This window comes from Methylobacterium sp. Leaf361, assembly GCF_001424445.1.
Lineage (GTDB): Bacteria > Pseudomonadota > Alphaproteobacteria > Rhizobiales > Beijerinckiaceae > Methylobacterium.
The window spans coordinates 33,365-50,440 of the sequence record NZ_LMPY01000056.1 but is presented as its reverse complement, the minus strand read 5'-3'; the positions used below and the strand labels follow the sequence as shown (position 1 = coordinate 50,440).

Sequence of the window (17,076 nt, the reverse complement as noted above, 5' to 3'; positions counted from 1 at the left end):
GCGGGCTCCGCATCGCACACATCGTCACGCCAGCCGGTCGCCGATCAGGAACTGCATCGCCCGGTCGAGCCGGATCTGCGGCAGGTGCCCCGCGCGGCCGAGCCCGTCCGGGCGCACCAGCGGCGGCCGGAAGCGCGGGAAGCGCAGCGAGCCCGGCTCGACCGCCCCCTCCAGCACCGCCTCGGCGCGGGCCGGCAGCTCGCCCGGGAAGATCGCGGCCTCGCTGTTGCCGTCGAAGACCTCGTCGCCCACCACCTCGCCGGCTTCCGGCGTGCCGGCCACCGCCCGCAGCGTCTCCGACCCGTCGTGGACGGTGGTCTCGCGGGTGGCGCGCACCGAGGCGAGCGCCACCGTACCGACCCGGGCGCCCGCGGCCTCGGTCCGCCGCATGGCCCGCGACACGAGCAGCCGCAGCAGCGCGTCGAGCCGGTCGTGGCTCGTCTGGTGGAGGTGGTCGGCCTTTGTGGCGGCGAACAGCACGCGGTCGGCCCGTGGCGCGAACAGCCGCGACAGCACCGTGTTGCGGCCGATGTTGAGGCTGAGCAGCACCGCGTCCAGCGCCTCCTCCAGCTCCGCCAGGGCGGTCGGCCCGGCATCGACCGCCGACAGGACGTCCACCAGCACGATCTGCCGGTCGACCCGCTGGAAATGGTCGCGGAAGAACGGCGTCACGACCTTGGCCTTGTAGGCCTCGAAGCGCCGCTCCATCAGCCCGGCGAGGCTGTCGGGGGCGATGGTCTCGGTGAGCCGGTCGAGGGGCGCGAAGGTGAGCGCCGGCGAGCCCGCGAGGTCGCCCGGCATCAGGAACCGGCCCGGGGGCGTCGTCGCGACGGCTTCGGGGCCGGCGCGCAGGCCCGCGAGGTAGGTCTTGAAGGCGTCGCTCGCCCGCTCGGCCGCGACCTCGTCGAGGGGGCCGTTCGGGTCGAAGCCCTTCAGCGCCTCCAGCCAGGGCGCCGCCACGGCGGCGCGGCCGGGCCGGCGGGTGCCGCCGATCGTGGCCCGGGACCACGCCGTGTAGCTGGTCTCGATCAGCGCGAGGTCGAGGAGCCACTCGCCCGGGTAGTCGACCACGTCGAGCATCAGGGTCGCGGGGCCGGTGCGCCAGCCGGCGGCGCGCTCGTAGGCGATCTCCAGGCGGAACTGGCTGATCCGGTCGGTGGAGCGCGGCCAGCGCCGCGCCTCGGTGAGCGTCGCGAAATGCTCCTCGAAGGGGAAGCGCGGCACGTCGTCGTCGGGCTGCGGCACCAGCTTGGCGCGGCGCAGGCGACCCTCCTGGGCGGGCGCGAAGGCCGGCAGCGCGTGGGTCTCCACGAGGTGGTGGATCAGCGCCGTGGTGAACACGGTCTTGCCCGAGCGCGCGAGCCCGGTCACGCCCAGCCGAAGCGTCGGCTGGACCAGCAGGTCGTGCGAGGCTTCGGCGAAGGCTTTGACGGCCGAGCCGGCACGCGCGGCAAGGTCGATCAGGGGCACGGGCGGGCTCGGGGTGAGGGAACGGGCCGGGCAGAGGTGGCGCGGACGAGCCGGAACCGCAAGGCTTGCCGCCCGGGAAGCGTCCCCTAGGGCGGCGCGGTGTTGGCGGCCGGCGTGGGCGGCCTCAGCCGGGCGATCGCCCCGGCGACGAGGTCCGGGCCGGCGCGCAGCGTGCCGAGCTCCACCGCCGACATCGCCAGCATCACGGGCGCCAGATTGGCGCGCGGCGCGCCGTCCGGGCCGAACAAGTCGAGGTCGTCGCCGGGCTTCAGGCCGACGCTGCCGCTGATCCGGTTGGCGTAGGCCTGGATCCGGACCTCGTCGCCGGTGCAGAGCGGGGCCGGCAGGCGCAGGTCGAGGACCGGCAGGCCGGCCGCGATCGCCGGCAGCAGCGCGGATTCGGCGACCATCCGATCGGCGCTCGGGACGCGGCTTGGCTTCCGGTCGAGGAGCGCCGACGGGTCGGCGACGCTCCCGGCCGGGCGCCCGGTGGAGGCCGTGATGCCCGCGGCGATGTCGGGAACCGGCTGGAGCATCGCCACCCGCGGGATGGCAGCCGGGCGTCGGGTCGGGCGGCCGGCCATCCGGGCGAGCGGCGACCAGGGCTGAACCCGCAGGGCCGCCCGGCCCCGCCGCGCGCCGCCGGGGCGGTGCGCGGCGAGGTAGCGCGCCCGCAGGGTCCGCCCCAGCCCGCGGGGCGCGAGGGCCGCCGAAACGGCGGGCGCCGCCACCGCCCGGCCCGGCCGCTCGGGGGCGGCACCGACGCGGCACTCGGCCGGCGCCCAGCGGCGCACGATGGCCAGCGCCGTGCGGCGGCCGTAGTCGCGGTAGTAGCGCCGCAGCAGGCTCGCGGCGGCGTCGGCGCCGTCGTCGAGGGTGGCGAAGGCGGTGTGGCCCTCCCCGTCGGCGCCGATCTCGCCGGACCAGCGGGCGGACTTGATGCACCAGCCGTTGTTGAGCCGCACGCAGCGGGCGACGTAGGGCGGATCGTCGGTCAGCGAGGCGGTGATCGCCAGCGCCTGCGGCGTCAGCTGCGCGCCGGTCTGGGCGTGCCAGTTGGACACGGAGCGGGTCGCGGGGTCGAAGCGCGGGGGCCGGCTGTCCGCCGGGGCGGCGACCGTCGCGCGGGGCGGAAGGGCGCGCGCGAGGGCGTCCGCTCCGGCCTCGGCGCTCGGCACCAGGGTCGTGATCAGGATGAGCGCGTTCAGCAGCACGCGGTCGGGCCTTCGCGGCGGCGGACGGCCTGGATGCCGACACGCGTCACGGGTTCAGGACCTTGAGCGCGGCCTCGTGCAGCCGCGGGTCGCCGGCCGCGATCACGCGGCCGCCGCCGGCGGCGGAGCCGCCGTCCCAGGCGGTGACCCGTCCCCCCGCCCCCTCGACGATCGGGATCAGCGCGACGATGTCGTAGGGCTTCAGCCCGGCCTCGACGACGAGGTCGATCTGGCCGGCGGCCAGCATGCAGTAGGCGTAGCAATCCGCGCCGTAGCGGGACATCCGCACCTGGCCTTCCAGCGCCCGGAAGCGCTCGGCCTCGTCGCCGGCCGCGAACAGCCGGGGATCCGTGGTCGCCAGGATCGCCTGGGCGAGGTCACCGCAGCGGCGGGTGCGCAGGGTCCGCTCGCCCGCCGGCGCGCGGAGCTTGGCGCTGCGCCCGTCCCCGGTGAACCGCTCCGCGAGGTAGGGCTGGTGCATCATCCCCCGCACCGGCACGCCGTTTCGGGTCAGCCCGATCAGGGTTCCCCAGGTCGGCAGGCCGCCAATGAAGGCGCGGGTGCCGTCGATCGGGTCGAGGACCCAGACGCACTCGGCGTCGGTGCGCTCCGCGCCGAACTCCTCGCCGAGGATGCCGTGGCCCGGGAAGGTCTGGCCGATCATCGCCCGGAGGACGACCTCGGCGGCCCGGTCGGCCTCAGTGACCGGATCGAACGGCGCCCCGCCGCGGGCCTTGTCGTCCAGGCCGAACTGGGCCCGGAAGAACGGCAGGATCGCCTTCCCGGACGCATCCGCGAGGTCGTCCATGAACCGGCCGAGTTCGACGACGCTCATCCGTTCCGTCCCCTGTTCCGCCCGAAGGCCGCCCGGCCAAACGGCCCGTCCCGACGAAACCGGCGCGCGCCCCTGCCCGTCAAGCCCCCGCCCCGCGCATCCGCGACTCACGCCCCGGCCGGCGCGGGCAGACGCGCCGCCTGGCCGCGGGCGTCCGACGTGCCCTCCGATGCGTCCGTCGCTGCGTCCGTCGCGGCCGCGCAGGTCGTGTCCTCCTGCGCGGCCGCCAGGATAGCCTCGACGGCCTCGCGCAGCGATCCGACCTGCGCGTCGGCCTCGGCGCCCCCCGGCCCGCCGGCGAGGCGGTTCGCCCCGCTGTCCTGCGCGAGCCACAGGCCGAGCAGGACCGGAACGCCCGGGACCCGGCCGCGCAGCCGGCGGATCAGGCGGCGCAGGTGCGTCGGCTCGCCGTCGAGTGCCAGGGAGACCACGCAGGCGATCCGCGCCGGCCCGGCCTCGAACCGGCCGATCCGCACGGAGGCCGTCTCGGCGAACGGGACCGTGCGGACGCCGAGGCCGCGCTTCTCCAGGATCTGCGCGAGGATCGCGGCCGCGGCCTCGTCCAGGAAGCCGCGCCCCGCCACGCACAGCACCGCGCCCTCGCGCGTCCAGGCGGCGGGCAGCGCCTCCGGGGCCGGCCCCATCGGGAGCGGGCTGCAGGCGCTCTCCTCGCCGTCGCCCGTCGCCCCCGCGACGGCGTCGCTGCGGTCGGAGAGGTCGGCGATCAGCTCGGTGAGCGCGGCGCGCATCGCGCCCTTCTGCTGCGCGGTCAGCACCCCGCGGGCCGCGTCGCGGGCGGCGAGTTCCAGCGCCTTGAGCACGACGTCGTCGTAGTAGGACGAGAGCGAGCATTGCTGCAGGATCAGCTCGGCATGGCCCAGCACCTCCTCGGAATCGCCCGCCAGGATGCGCTGGTAGAAGTTCTGGACCGGCGTCAGCGCCGGCCGGTCGCCGAACAGCACGTCCAGGAACTCCAGGTGCTCGACGTAGCGTCCGAGCACCACGAGGCAGACGGTCAGGGGCGTCGAGAGCAGCAGGCCGACCGGCCCCCACAGCCACGTCCAGAACAGGGCCGAGACCAGGACCGCGAAGGGCGAGAGCCCGGTGGATTGCCCGTAGAAGATCGGCTCGAATACCTGGCCGGTCAGCGGCTCCAGGACGACGAACAGGATCGCCACGGCGATCATCATGTTCCAGCCGGGATCGACCGCCGCGGCGAGCGCCATCGGGAGGATCGCCGACAGGACCGCCCCGAGATACGGCACGAAGCGCATCAGGGCCGCGAAGATCGCCCAGAGCACCGGGTTCGGCACGCCGATGAGGTAGAGGCCGATGCCGATGACCACGCCGAAGGCGGCGTTGAGGGCGAGCTGGACCACGAAGTAGCGGCTCAGGCGCTTGGCCGCGTCGTCGATGGCCACGGTGGTCCGGTGCAGGTCGCTCGATCCGGCCAGCCGGATCATGCGGTCGCGCAGGTCCTCGCGCTGCATCAGCACGAACAGCAGCACCACGAAGACGATGCCGACCGTGGCCAGGGGATGCATCACCGGCGTGAGCACGGTCGAGAGCATCTCCAGGGAGCCCGGCGGGGTCGTGGCGACCTCGACGAGGACGGGCTTGGGCGCGGCCTGGGCCGGCTCGGGAGCCGCCGACGGCGACGAGGGCGGCGTTGCCGGCGGCGTTGAGGGTGGGGGAGCGGCAGGCTGCGCCTCCGGGCTCCCGGCCTCCTTGGCTCCGCCGTGCAGCGCCCGGCCGATATTGGCGACGTATTCCGTGACGTGGCCCACGGGCGAGTCGCGCAGGCCGTTGATCTTGCGCTCGATCGTGGCCCGGTAACGCGGGACGTCCCCCGCGAGATCGGCCGCCTGGATGCCGATCAGGGTCGCCAGGGAGGCCACGATGCCCACGGTCAGGAGTACGCTGACCCCCACCGCCACCAGCCGCGGCAGCCGCAGCCGCCGCAGGCGGTTCACCAGCGGTGTCAGCACGAACGACAGCAGCAGCGCGATCGCGATCGGGATGAAGATCTCGCGGCCGAAATACAGGGCGGCGATGATGGTGGCGCCGACCACGACCGGCGACGCCATGGCGGCCCGCGGCGTCTCGGCGGCGGCGACGCGGGTCGGCCGCGGTGTGATCAGCGGAGTCCCGGGCCGCGCTGCCGGTTCGACCCCGACCGGGGTTCTCGTGCCCATACCGTGATCCACGTCCCGAACGCCACGCGCGGGCGGCCGCCGGGAGCGGCGGAAGCCTCGCGGACGGGGAACGGCACAGGACGCGAAATCGATCCCGAGGGTTTCGCGTTCAGGTTAGGCCCCCGCGACGCCGGCCCGCGCCACGTCGCCCGCATCCTTCAGCTCGGGCAGAGACCAGCACAGCTGCATCACCTTCCTGGCCTGCGCGTCCGGCAGGATGCCGGCGGCGAGGTCGGTGAATTTCGCCTCCAGCTGCGCGTCCGACATCGGCTTCTCGACGCTTCCGATGGCGTGCTCGATATGCCGGTGGAAGGTCCGCCCGTCGTTCAGCGTCACGGTCATGTCGACCTGCGCGGGATCGACGCCGGGGGTGATCACCGGGACCACCTTCTGGCGCAGGGCCACCACCCGCGGATCGTTCACCGACCGGTCGCTGAACTGCTTCTCGCCGCCCGCGCCCTCCACGAAGGCCACCGCGGCGGCGTGGTAGATGCTGAACTTGCCCTCCAGGCCGGTCTTCGGCGCGGTCTTGCCGGTCAGCTCCAGGACGAGTGGGTGAACCTTCAGGTCGACGCGCTGGATGTCCTCCGGCTTGACGTGGTCCTGGTCGCGGATCTGGATCGCCGCGTCGATCGTCGGGTGCATGACGATCCCGCAGGCGAAGGGCTTGTAGGTGTTGAGCTGCGCCTCGTAGCGGGTGCCGAGGCCGTCGGTGATCTGCGACCAGTCCTGCTTGGTGGAGATCGTGTTGGCCCAGCCGCGCTTGGCCTCGATCATGCCGTCCGACGAGGTGAAGCCCTTGGCCGCCAGGATCGCCGCGAACAGGCCGTTGGACGCGGCCCGGCCCGGGTTGAAGCTCTTGTTCATCGAGCCGAACGACTCGCGCAGGCCCACCGGCTGCGAGGCGGCGAGCCCGAGGGCGTAGACCATCTGCTGCTCGGTGAGCCCCATCAGCTTGCCGGCGGCGGCGGCCGATCCGAACACGCCCGCGGTGCCGGTGATGTGCCACCCGGCATCGTAGTGGTTCGGGTAGACCGCGTTGCCGATCCGGCATTCGGCCTCGATCCCGACCACCAGGGCTTCGAGGAAGTCCTTGCCGGAGACCGGTTTCATCGCCGCGTAGGCCAGGATCGCCGAGGCAACCGGGCCGGCCGGGTGGATGATCGTCTTCAGGTGCGTGTCGTCGAAGTCGAAGATGTGGCTCGACACACCGTTGAGGAAGGCGGCGTTCATGATGTCGAACCGCTCGGTCCGTCCGAACAGCCCGGCCTGCGGCGGCCCCGAGAAGGGCTGCAGCGCCGAGACCGCCACGTCGACGGTCTCGTGGTGCGAGCCGCCGATGGCCACCCCGACCCAGTTGAGGAAACTGCGCACGCCCTCGCGGCGGACGGGCTCCGGCAGGGTGTCGTAGGAGGATCCCAGGATCCACTGCGCGAGGATCTTCGTGACGTGCGGCGGCGCTGCCTTCGCGGCCGGCTTCGCGGCCTCGGCCGCCTGCGCGCCCTGCAGGGCGGGCGCCGTCAGGGCGAGGCCCGCGGCCCCGATGAGCGAGCGGCGATTCATCGACATGGCGTTCTCCCGGACAGGGCCGCCCGAGGCGCCCCGATTGCCGGACATGATAATGAATTCATCCCTGGGTCGGCGGCCTCCGTGTTTCACCGCAGCGGGTCTGATACCGTTTCCGGTTGAACGCTTCGGTCGGTGCGGCCCGCTCCGTCCTTGCGAGCGCAGCGAAGCAACCCAGGGCTGCGGGACAGCAGGGGGCGTGGCGCTATCTGGATTGCTTCGCTCCGCTCGCAAGGACGGCGGAACCGATCTGATCAACCGGAAACGGTACGAACCCCCTTCACACCACCACCGGCAACGCCTCCTGCGCGCCCACACCGAACACGCGCCGGTACCGGGCGACCTCGTCGGCCGGGCCCTGCGCCTTGGTGGGATTGTCGGAGAGCTTCACGGTCGGCCGGCCGTCGGCCTGCGTGACCTTGCAGACGATGGAGACCGGGTCGAGCTTGCCGTCCGGCAGGAGCCCGCGGAAATCGTTGGTGAGCAGCGTGCCCCAGCCGTAGCCGATGCGCATGCGCCCGTGGAATCGGGCGTGGATGCGCTCGATCTCGTCGATGTCGAGGCCGTCCGAGAAGATCGCGAGCTTCTCCCGCGGGTCGTGCCCGCGATCCTGCCAGAAGCGGATGACCTCCTCGCCGCCCTCGATCGGATCCTTCGAGTCGATGCGGATGCCGGTCCAGTCGCTGACCCAGTCGGGGGCGTTCGCCAGGAACCCGGTGGTTCCGTAGGTATCGGGCAGGATCACCAGCAGGTTGCCGCCGTAATCCTCCTGCCAGTCGGCGAGCACCGCGTAGGGCGCGGCGGCGAGCGCCGCGTCGTCCTCGGCGAGCGCCGCGTAGACCATCGGCAATTCGTGGGCGTTCGTCCCCACCGGCTCGACCTCCTGCCGGGCCGCGATCAGGCAGTTGGAGGTGCCGAGGAACGCGCTGCCCAGGCCCTCCGCCATGGCCTGCACGCACCAGTCCTGCCACAGGAATCCGTGGCGCCGACGCGTGCCGAAATCCGCCACCGACAGGTCCGGAAGCCTCTGCAGCCGCTCGATCTTCTCCCAGACCCGGGTCATGGCGCGGGCGTAGAGCACCTGCAGGTCGAGCTTGCCGAGGCCCCGCAGCACGGCCCGCGCCCGCAGCTCGTTCAGGATCGCGAGCGCCGGGACCTCCCACATGGTGGTCTCGACCCAGGGCCCGTGGAAAGTCAGCTCGTACTGGCCGTCATGGACGGCGAGCTCGTATTCGGGGAGCTGGAAGGTCTCGAACCAGGAGACGAATTCGGGGCCGAGGATGCGTCCCTGGCCGCGGAACACGTTGCCCCGCAGCCACGTGATCTCGCCCTTGCTGAGGCGCAGCGTTCGGGCGTGGTCGAGCTGTTCCCGCAGCAGCCCGGCATCGACCTCGTCGGCGATCCGGATCCGGCGGGTGCGGTTGGTGATGCCGAAGGTGGTCTGGATGGCGGGGTGCCGGCGCAGGATCGTCTGCGCCATCAGGAGCTTGTAGAAATCGGTGTCGAGGAGCGACCGCACGATCGGGTCGATGCGGAAACTGTGATCGTAGACCCGTTTCGCCAGATCGAGCATTCGTCAGGCACTCTGCCGCGCTTGGAACGCGCAGAGCGCATGCCGGGACCGCACACGTCAAGAAGACGGGCGGCCTCCGCCCGGAGACCGCCCGCGAAACCGCCGATCCTGACGACCGATCCTCAGGCGAGGTCGACCTTCTTGGTCTCGGTCTTCGGGCTCTCCCCGGTGAGCGAGGCCTTCACGTAGCCGTAGAGGTGCAGCATCGTGCTGTTCGGGCTGTCCCAGTACTCACCCTTCTCCGGGTGGACGCGGATCAGAGCGACCTCCGGGTCGTCCTTGCCGTTCGGGAACCAGGTCTTCAGGCTCTCATTCCACTTCGCGTCGATGATCGACTGGTCGCGGACGATCTCGGCCTTGCCGGCCACCGAGACGTAGTTCTGGCTCGACGGGTCGGAATAGGCGAGGTTGATCTGGTTGTCCTTGCTGATCTCGGCCGTCTTGGGCGAGTGCAGCTTGGTGAAGAACCACAGGTCGCCGTTCTCGTCGGCGTCGTTGTTCCACATCGGGCGGCTGTTGAGCGTGCCGTCGGAGTCGACGGTGGTCATCATGGCGATCTTCACGTCCTTGATGAGCTCGAACAGCTTCTTCGCGCCCTCGTGGTCGCGGTGGTTGCCCTGATGCATGAAAGTGGTCTCCTACGCGTCGTTTCGGTCCCGGCGGGGTCTCCGGAGGGTGCCCCGCCCGAAGGCTGCCCCGACAACGGATCAGTCTCCGGTTGGTTCAGCTTGCCCGTGCGGTGAGGAGGTTCGTATGCGCGGTGTTCGGAGATTGGGGCGCACGGCCGCGGCGCTGGCGCTGGGCGCGCTCTGTCTCGGCGCTCGGCCGGCCGGCGCCGAGGTGCGCTTCGGCCCGGGCGTGCGCATCGGCGGCCACGACTTCTCGAACCGCCGCTACGGCAGCGTCCACATCGAGCGCGTGAAGCGCCTGCGCGGCCCCCTCGGCTGCCGTCGCCTGCGGCACGGGTTCTACCGGCGCGGCGACGGGACCGTGGTGCGCGGCCCGATGGAGGCGTGCAACCTCATCGCCCGGCCGCACTGACGCCGGCACGGTCCGGGCAGCGCCCCGCTCCAGCGCGGGATGGCCGCGGGGACGCGGGCCACCGGCGCGCGCCGATCTCGGGCCCGGGGTCTGGTGTTCTGGGCCCGCTCGGTTACATGCACTGGCATACCTGCTTGCCCCGGTGGAGAACGATTTTGGCGATCACCCGCGACGACGTGCTGAAGGCGCTCGCCGACGTCACCGTCGATGCCGCCGGCACCACCCTGCCCGGCTCGGGACGGCTGTCCCAGGTCGTGGTCGATCCGAACAGCCGCGTGATGTTCTCGATCCTCGTCGATCCCAGCGAGGCCGAGCGGTTCGAGCCGGTGCGGCGCCAGGCCGAGGGGCGCGTCCTGAAGATGCCGGGCGTCTCGGGCGTGTTCGCGAGCCTCACCTCCGAGCGGAACCAGAGCCACCCGGCCCAGAGCGGCGCCGCTCCCCGGCCCGTGACGCCGCCGCCGGTCGCGCCGCCGCGGCCCGGCGCGCCGCCGAACCAGGGCCCGCAGATCGCGGGCGTGCGCCACATCGTGGCGGTCGCCTCCGGCAAGGGCGGCGTCGGCAAGTCGACCACCGCCTGCAACCTCGCCCTGGCGCTCCAGGCGCAGGGGCTGAAGGTCGGCCTCCTCGACGCCGACATCTACGGCCCCTCCGTGCCGAAGCTGTTCGGGCTCTCGGGCAAGCCCAACGTCGTCGACAACAAGGCCATGGAGCCGATGGTCGGCTACGGCCTCAAGGTTATGTCGATCGGCTTCCTGATCGAGCCCGAGACGGCGATGATCTGGCGCGGCCCGATGGTGCAGTCGGCCATCACCCAGATGCTGCGCGACGTGCTCTGGGGCGAGCTCGACGTGCTGCTCGTCGACATGCCGCCCGGTACCGGCGACGCGCAGCTCACCATGGCGCAGGCGACGCCGCTGTCCGGCGCCGTGATCGTCTCCACCCCGCAGGACCTCGCGCTGATCGACGCGCGGCGCGGCGTGACCATGTTCAAGAAGGTCGCGGTGCCGATCCTCGGCGTGATCGAGAACATGGCGACCTTCGTCTGCCCGAATTGCGGCCACGCCTCGCACATCTTCGGGCACGGCGGCGCGCGGAACGAGGCGCAGCGGCTCGGCGTGCCGTTCCTCGGCGAGGTGCCGCTGAACATGACCATCCGCGAGACCTCGGATTCCGGTCGGCCGGTGGTGGCGACCGATCCGGAGGGGCCGCACGCCAAGGTCTACCGGGACATCGCCGCCCAGCTCTGGGCGAACCTGTCCGGGGCGCCGGCCGGGCGGACGGCGCCGAAGATCGTCTTCGAGTGATCCTGTGCCCTCCCCGCCTCTTCCGCCGCCGGTCCTGGGCCTGATCCTCGCCGGCGGGCGGGCGCGGCGGATGGGCGGGGGCGACAAGCCGCTGCTGCGGCTCGGGGGGCGGACCCTGCTGGAGCGGGTGGTCGAGCGGCTCGGGCCGCAATGCGGGGCGGGACTGGCGCTCAGCGCCAACGGCGACCCGGCGCGGTTCTCCGGCTTTCCCGGTCCGGTCCTGCCGGACCCCGTGCCGGATCAGCCGGGCCCGCTCGCCGGCATCCTCGCCGGGCTGGATCACGCCGGCGCGCGGGGTATCGCGCGGGTGGTGAGCGTGTCGGGCGACGCGCCGTTCCTGCCGGAGGATCTGGTAGCGCGCCTCGGCGCGGCCGGACCGGAGACTTGCATCGGGCTCGCGGCCTCAGGGGAGCGGCAGCACTACACGATCGCGCTCTGGCCGACGGCTCTGAGCGACGCGCTTCGGGACTATCTCGAACGCGGCGAGCGGCGCGTCGGCGCCTTCATCGCGCGCCACGGGGCCGCGGTCGCGACCTGGCCGGTCGAGCCGGTGGACCCGTTCCTCAACATCAATTCGCCGGCGGATCTGGCGGCGGCGGAAGCCCTGGACCGCGGGTGATGCGGCCCGCCGTCATCACGAGCGAAGCGAAGTGACCCCCCAGGGCAGCGCGACATCTTGGAGATGTGGCGCGACCCTGGCTCGCTTCGCTTCGCTCGCAAAGACGGTACAGCCGAAGCCATCGAGAGATGGCTTCGGCTGTGAGGCTTGATCCGAGCTCAGGCCGCCGCGACGGTCGCCTTCACGATCTTGTCCGGCGAGCGCGGCGGCTCGCCCTTGTTGATCGTGTCGACCACGTCCATGCCTTCCACGACCTTGCCCCACACCGTGTACTGCTTGTCGAGGAAGCGGGCGTCGTCGAAGCAGATGAAGAACTGCGAGTTCGCCGAGTGCGGGAAGTTCGTCCGCGCCATCGAGCAGGTGCCGCGCACGTGCGGCTCGGCGTTGAACTCGGCCTTCAGGTCCGGCAGGTCGGAGCCGCCCGAGCCGGTGCCGGTCGGGTCGCCGGTCTGGGCCATGAACCCGTCGATCACCCGGTGGAACGGCACGCCGTCGTAGAAGCCCTGGGCGGCGAGCGTCTTGATGCGCTCGACGTGGCCCGGGGCGAGGTCGGGGCGCAGCGCGATCACGACGCGGCCCTTGGTGGTCTCCAGCACGATGGTCTCGTTGTCGGCCATAGTCTTTCCTTCCGGTTGGGGGAACTGTATCGGCGCGTGCCGGATCCGGCCAGCGCCCGTGTCGGTCTCGCCGGCGCTCAGGCCGGCGGGCGGTAGACGAAGCGGAGCGCCACCGGCCGCCCCGCGATCGCCCGGCCCAGACCCGGCGTGATGTGGACCGGGGTGCAGCGCGCGAGGGCGTCGAGGGTCCCGCGCACCAGGGTATTCCGCCGATCGCCCGCGACCCCCGCCGCGTAGGTGACGCGGGGCGGCCCGATCAGGCTGCCGTCGCGCCGCAGCGCGAGCCGCAGGGTGATCTCGATGTCGTCGGACCCGCCGCTCGGGCGGCCGAGGCCGCCCGGTGCCTGCCAGCAGGCGGCGAGCGCCGGGTAGAGCTCGGCCAGGGTGTCGGCGGGCCTGGTCGCCATCCGGGCGACCGGGACCGGGACCGTGGCGCGCAGGGTCTGGGGCAGGCTCAGCGGGTAGCCGCCCCCCGGCTCCTCGGCGTAGCCGTAGAACGGCGCGCCGTCATAGGCCGCGGCGGCCGCCGGGATCAAGCTCAGCAGGAGGATCGAGGCGGCGCGCCGGCCCGGCATGCGGCCGCTACTTGGCCTTCTCGGCGAGCGTCATGCTGACGATCTTGTCGGGATCCTGGACGGCCCCGCCCGGCGCGCCCGGGGCGGCCTTCTTGATCTTGTCGAGGACGTCGAGCCCGTCCGTGACGTTGCCGACGATCGTGTACTGGCCGTTCAGGAACGGCGCGTCGCCGAGGCAGATGAAGAACTGCGAGTTCGCCGAGTTCGGATCCTGCGAGCGGGCCATGCCCACGGTGCCGCGGCGGAACTGGGCCGACTGCGTGAACTCGGCCGGGATGTTCGGCAGGCTGGAGCCGCCGGTGCCGTTGCCCTTCGGGTCGCCGGTCTGGGCCATGAACCCGTCGATGACGCGGTGGAACTTGAGGCCGTTGTAGAAGCCCTGCGAGACAAGGGTCTTGATCTGCTTGACGTGCTTGGGCGCGATGTCGGGCCGCAGCTCGATGGTGATCCGCCCGTCCTTGGTCTGGAGATAGACCGTGTTGGCGTCGGCGGCCCGGGCCGCCTGAGCGGTGCCGAGCGTCAGGGCGAGCGCGAGGAGGGCGTGGCGTCGGTTCATCGAAGTCCTTCCAGGGTCGGGCCGGTGTCAGGAATGGGCGGCGAAGCGCTGCCGGAGCCGCGCGGCGACCGCCGCGGGCACGAAGGGCGAGACGTCGCCCCCCATGCCGGCGATCTGGCGCACCAGCGTCGCGGTGATCGGGCGGGCCTGCGTCGAGGCGGGCAGGAACACGGTCTGCACCTCGGGCGCCATGGCGCCGTTCATGCCGGCGAGCTGCATCTCGTAGTCGAGATCCGTGCCGTCGCGCAGGCCGCGGATGAAGATCGCGGCGCCGCAGCGCCGGGCGGCCGAGACGGCGAGATCGTTGAAGGTAACGATCTCCAGCGCCGCACCCTCGGCCTGGGCCACCGGCCCGCAGGTCTCGCTCAGCAGCGCCGCCCGCTCCTCGGCGGAGAACAGCGGGGCCTTGCCGGGGTGGACGCCGATGGCGATCACGAGGCGGTCCACCAGCCGGCAGGCCTGGCGGACCACGTCGAGATGGCCGTTCGTGACCGGATCGAACGAGCCGGCGTAGAGGGCAGTGCGGGTCATCGCGACCCGACCTAGAGCATTTTCGCGCCGGACGGAACCGGGCGGCGCCTCAGGCCTCCTCGCCGCCCTCGGGACCGGCCTCGGCGCCCTCGTCCTCGCCCTCGATGTGCTCCACCGAGACGACCTTCTCGTCCTTGGCGGTGTTGAACACCGTCACGCCCTGCGAGGCGCGGCCGACGATGCGGATGTCGTCCACCGGCACGCGGATCAGCTGGCCGCCGTCGGTGACCAGCATGATCTGGTCCGAGGCCTCGACCGGGAAGGACGCCACGAGGCTGCCGTTGCGGGCATTGACCCGCATCGCCGTGATGCCCTTCCCGCCGCGTCCCGAGGTCCGGTACTCGAACGACGAGGAGCGCTTGCCGAAGCCCCGCTCCGACAGGGTCAGCACGTACTGCTCGGCCGCGCCCATCTCGTTGTAGCGGTCGAGCGAGATCGCCGCCGCCTCGGCGCCGTCCTCGGGCTCCGCGTCGCCGTTCTCCTCGGCCTCGCCGGTCACGGCGCGGCGCATCTTCAGGTAGCCGGCCCGCTCCTCGGCGCTGGCGTCGAAGGCGTTCAGGATGGTCATCGAGATGACCCGGTCGTCCTTGGCCAGCAGGATGCCGCGCACGCCGGTCGAGTCGCGGCCCTTGAAGACGCGCACGTCCTCGACGGGGAAGCGGATGCACTGACCCAGAGCGGTGGTCAGCAGCACGTTCTGGTCCGGCCGGCAGATCTCGACGTGGACGATGTGGTCGCCCGGGTCGAGCTTCATGGCGATCTTGCCGTTGCGGTTCACCGTGGTGAAGTCCGAGAGCTTGTTGCGCCGGACGTTGCCGCGCGCGGTCGCGAACATCACGTCGAGCGTCTCCCACGACGCCTCGTCCTCGGGCAGCGGCATGATCGTGGTGATGCGCTCGGAGGTGTCCTGCAACTGCAGGATATTCACCAGCGCCTTGCCGCGGGCGTTCGGGGCGGCCATCGGCAGGCGCCAGACCTTCTCCTTGTAGGCCTGGCCCTGGCTGGAGAAGAACAGCACCGGCGTGTGGGTGTTGGCCACGAACAGGCGAGTGACGAAATCCTCGTCGCGGGTCGCCATGCCGGAGCGGCCCTTGCCGCCGCGGCGCTGGGCCCGGTAGGTCGAGAGCGGCACGCGCTTGACGTAGCCGGCGTGCGACACGGTCACCACCATGTCCTCGCGGGCGATCAGGTCCTCGTCCTCGACGCTGCCGTCGAAGTCGACGATCTCGGTCCGGCGCGGGGTGGCGAACTGGTCCCGGACCTCGGCGAGCTCGCTCTTCACGATGCCCTGGATGCGCACCCGCGAGCGCAGGATGTCGAGGTAGTCGGCGATCTCGTCGGCGAGCGTCTTCAGCTCGTCGCCGACCTCGTCGCGGCCGAGCGCCGTGAGGCGCTGCAGGCGCAGGTCGAGGATGGCGCGGGCCTGGGTCTCGGACAGGCGGTAGGTCCCGTCCTCGGCGACCCGGTGGCGCGGGTCGTCCACGAGCGCGATCAGCGGCGCGATGTCGTGGGCCGGCCAGTCGCGGGCCATCAGGGCCTCGCGGGCCGTGTTCGGGTCGGGCGAGGTCCGGATCAGGCGGATCACCTCGTCGATGTTGGCGACCGCGATCGCGAGGCCGCACAGGACGTGCGCCCGCTCGCGGGCCTTGCCGAGGAGGAACTTGGTCCGCCGGGAGACGACCTCCTCGCGGAAATCCACGAAGGCCTGGAGCAGGTCCTTCAGGTTCATCAGCTCGGGGCGGCCGCCGTTCAGCGCCACCATGTTGCAGCCGAAGGAGCTCTGCAGCGGCGTGAACCGGTAGAGCTGGTTCAGCACCACGTCGGCCATGGCGTCGCGCTTGATCTCGACGACGATGCGCATGCCCGTCCGGTCGGATTCGTCGCGCAGGTCCGAGATGCCCTCGACGCGCTTCTCCTTCACCAGCTCGGCGATCTTCTCGACGAGCGTCGCCTTGTTCACCTGATAGGGGATCTCGGTGAAGATCAGCGCCTCGCGCTCCTTGCGCAGCTCCTCGACATGCGACTTGGCGCGCATGATCACCGAGCCGCGGCCCGTCGCGTAGGCCTGCCGCGTGCCGGCCCGGCCGAGGATCATGCCGCCGGTCGGGAAGTCCGGGCCGGGCACGATCTCGGTGAGCTGCTCGATGGTCAGGCCCGGATCGTCGATCAGCGCCACGCAGGCGTCGATCAGCTCGCCGAGATTGTGCGGCGGGATGTTGGTCGCCATGCCGACCGCGATGCCGCCCGCGCCGTTGACCAGCAGGTTCGGGAAGCGGGCCGGCAGGACGGTCGGCTCCTCGCGCGACTCGTCGTAGTTCGGTCCGAAATCGACGGTGTTCTTGTCGATATCGGTGAGCAGCGCGGTCGCGGGCTTGGCCAGCCGCGATTCGGTGTAGCGCATGGCGGCCGGCGGATCGCCGTCCACCGAGCCGAAATTGCCCTGCCCGTCGATGAGCATGAGGCGCATGGAGAAGTCCTGCGCCATCCGCACGAGGGCGTCGTAGATCGATTGGTCGCCGTGCGGGTGGTAGAGACCGATCACGTCGCCGACGATGCGCGCCGACTTGACGTATTTCCGCTCGGGCAGGTGCCCGGATTCGAAGGCGGAGTAGAGGATGCGCCGGTGCACCGGCTTGAGACCGTCGCGGGCGTCGGGAAGCGCCCGGCTCACGATCACGCTCATCGCGTAATCGAGGTAGGAGCGGCGCATCTCGTCGGTGATGGAGACGGGGCGGATGTCGCTGGCGGGCGGGGCGGCGCCAGTCGGATCGTTCTCGGCCAAGTCGGTATCCGTTCTGAAGCCCGGACGGGCGGTGCTCACGGCCGTTCCCGGGTGGCGCGCGATGCGCCGGAACGGCCTCTCGGAAGAGCAGTGATATCAGACGGTTAAATAAGGTTTTCCGAGGCCGCCCGCAAGGTCGCAGCGCGGCTGCCGGCGCGCGTCCCGGCAGGGATGCGTCCCGGCCCGATCGGGCCGGGG

General features: G+C 71.9%; 15 protein-coding genes. 3 read left to right on the top strand and 12 right to left on the bottom strand.

Features of this window, described 5'->3' with window-relative positions:
- Positions 1-24: 24 nt before the first annotated feature.
- The 7 genes from ASG32_RS27055 to ASG32_RS27025 all read right to left on the bottom strand — a co-directional run bounded on the left by ASG32_RS27055 (position 25) and on the right by ASG32_RS27025 (position 9,479).
- Complete coding sequence (locus ASG32_RS27055; protein ID WP_056532408.1) at positions 25-1,470, bottom strand: YcjX family protein; 1,446 nt, start codon at positions 1,468-1,470, stop codon at positions 25-27.
- A gap of 86 nt (positions 1,471-1,556) precedes the next feature.
- A complete protein-coding gene (locus ASG32_RS27050; RefSeq protein WP_056532405.1) occupies positions 1,557-2,684 on the bottom strand; it encodes a hypothetical protein in 1,128 nt (375 codons plus the stop codon).
- A 46-nt stretch (positions 2,685-2,730) separates the two neighbouring features.
- Complete coding sequence (hisN, locus tag ASG32_RS27045) at positions 2,731-3,519, bottom strand: histidinol-phosphatase (protein ID WP_012319114.1); 789 nt, start codon at positions 3,517-3,519, stop codon at positions 2,731-2,733.
- Positions 3,520-3,626: 107 nt separating this feature from the next.
- Positions 3,627-5,714, bottom strand: coding sequence for an AI-2E family transporter (locus ASG32_RS27040; RefSeq protein WP_056532403.1), 2,088 nt, complete (start codon positions 5,712-5,714; stop codon positions 3,627-3,629).
- A 114-nt stretch (positions 5,715-5,828) separates the two neighbouring features.
- Positions 5,829-7,283 carry an MmgE/PrpD family protein gene (locus ASG32_RS27035; RefSeq protein WP_056532401.1) on the bottom strand — a complete coding sequence of 485 codons (1,455 nt, stop codon included), beginning with the start codon at positions 7,281-7,283 and terminating at the stop codon, positions 5,829-5,831.
- A gap of 277 nt (positions 7,284-7,560) precedes the next feature.
- Entirely contained in the window at positions 7,561-8,853 is a 1,293-nt protein-coding gene (locus ASG32_RS27030) for a nicotinate phosphoribosyltransferase (RefSeq protein ID WP_056532399.1), read from the bottom strand.
- A 122-nt stretch (positions 8,854-8,975) separates the two neighbouring features.
- The gene (locus ASG32_RS27025; RefSeq protein ID WP_024830124.1) at positions 8,976-9,479 is read right to left on the bottom strand and encodes a pyridoxamine 5'-phosphate oxidase family protein; all 504 of its coding nucleotides are present in this window, start codon (positions 9,477-9,479) and stop codon (positions 8,976-8,978) included.
- A gap of 127 nt (positions 9,480-9,606) precedes the next feature.
- On the opposite strand from ASG32_RS27025, the gene ASG32_RS27020 reads away from it, so the two are divergent.
- From ASG32_RS27020 to mobA, 3 genes are all read left to right on the top strand, one after another.
- Positions 9,607-9,894 carry a hypothetical protein gene (locus ASG32_RS27020; protein WP_026605283.1) on the top strand — a complete coding sequence of 96 codons (288 nt, stop codon included), beginning with the start codon at positions 9,607-9,609 and terminating at the stop codon, positions 9,892-9,894.
- A 155-nt stretch (positions 9,895-10,049) separates the two neighbouring features.
- Positions 10,050-11,198 carry an iron-sulfur cluster carrier protein ApbC gene (apbC, locus tag ASG32_RS27015; protein WP_056532397.1) on the top strand — a complete coding sequence of 383 codons (1,149 nt, stop codon included), beginning with the start codon at positions 10,050-10,052 and terminating at the stop codon, positions 11,196-11,198.
- 70 nt (positions 11,199-11,268) lie between these two features.
- Positions 11,269-11,817 carry a molybdenum cofactor guanylyltransferase MobA gene (gene mobA, locus ASG32_RS27010; RefSeq protein ID WP_244492257.1) on the top strand — a complete coding sequence of 183 codons (549 nt, stop codon included), beginning with the start codon at positions 11,269-11,271 and terminating at the stop codon, positions 11,815-11,817.
- 158 nt (positions 11,818-11,975) lie between these two features.
- Here the strand turns inward: mobA and ASG32_RS27005 are convergent, their stop codons facing one another.
- From ASG32_RS27005 to gyrA, 5 genes are all read right to left on the bottom strand, one after another.
- Positions 11,976-12,434 (bottom strand): peptidylprolyl isomerase, encoded by a 459-nt coding sequence (locus tag ASG32_RS27005; protein ID WP_010686120.1) that lies wholly within the window; start codon positions 12,432-12,434, stop codon positions 11,976-11,978.
- 77 nt (positions 12,435-12,511) lie between these two features.
- The gene (locus tag ASG32_RS27000; RefSeq protein ID WP_056532395.1) at positions 12,512-13,009 is read right to left on the bottom strand and encodes a hypothetical protein; all 498 of its coding nucleotides are present in this window, start codon (positions 13,007-13,009) and stop codon (positions 12,512-12,514) included.
- A 7-nt stretch (positions 13,010-13,016) separates the two neighbouring features.
- Positions 13,017-13,565 (bottom strand): peptidylprolyl isomerase, encoded by a 549-nt coding sequence (locus tag ASG32_RS26995; protein ID WP_020095390.1) that lies wholly within the window; start codon positions 13,563-13,565, stop codon positions 13,017-13,019.
- A 27-nt stretch (positions 13,566-13,592) separates the two neighbouring features.
- Positions 13,593-14,096, bottom strand: a complete 504-nt coding sequence (gene coaD, locus ASG32_RS26990) for a pantetheine-phosphate adenylyltransferase (RefSeq protein ID WP_020095391.1) — start codon at positions 14,094-14,096, stop codon at positions 13,593-13,595.
- A 49-nt stretch (positions 14,097-14,145) separates the two neighbouring features.
- The gene (gene gyrA / locus ASG32_RS26985) at positions 14,146-16,878 is read right to left on the bottom strand and encodes a DNA gyrase subunit A (protein WP_056532393.1); all 2,733 of its coding nucleotides are present in this window, start codon (positions 16,876-16,878) and stop codon (positions 14,146-14,148) included.
- Positions 16,879-17,076: the final 198 nt, after the last annotated feature.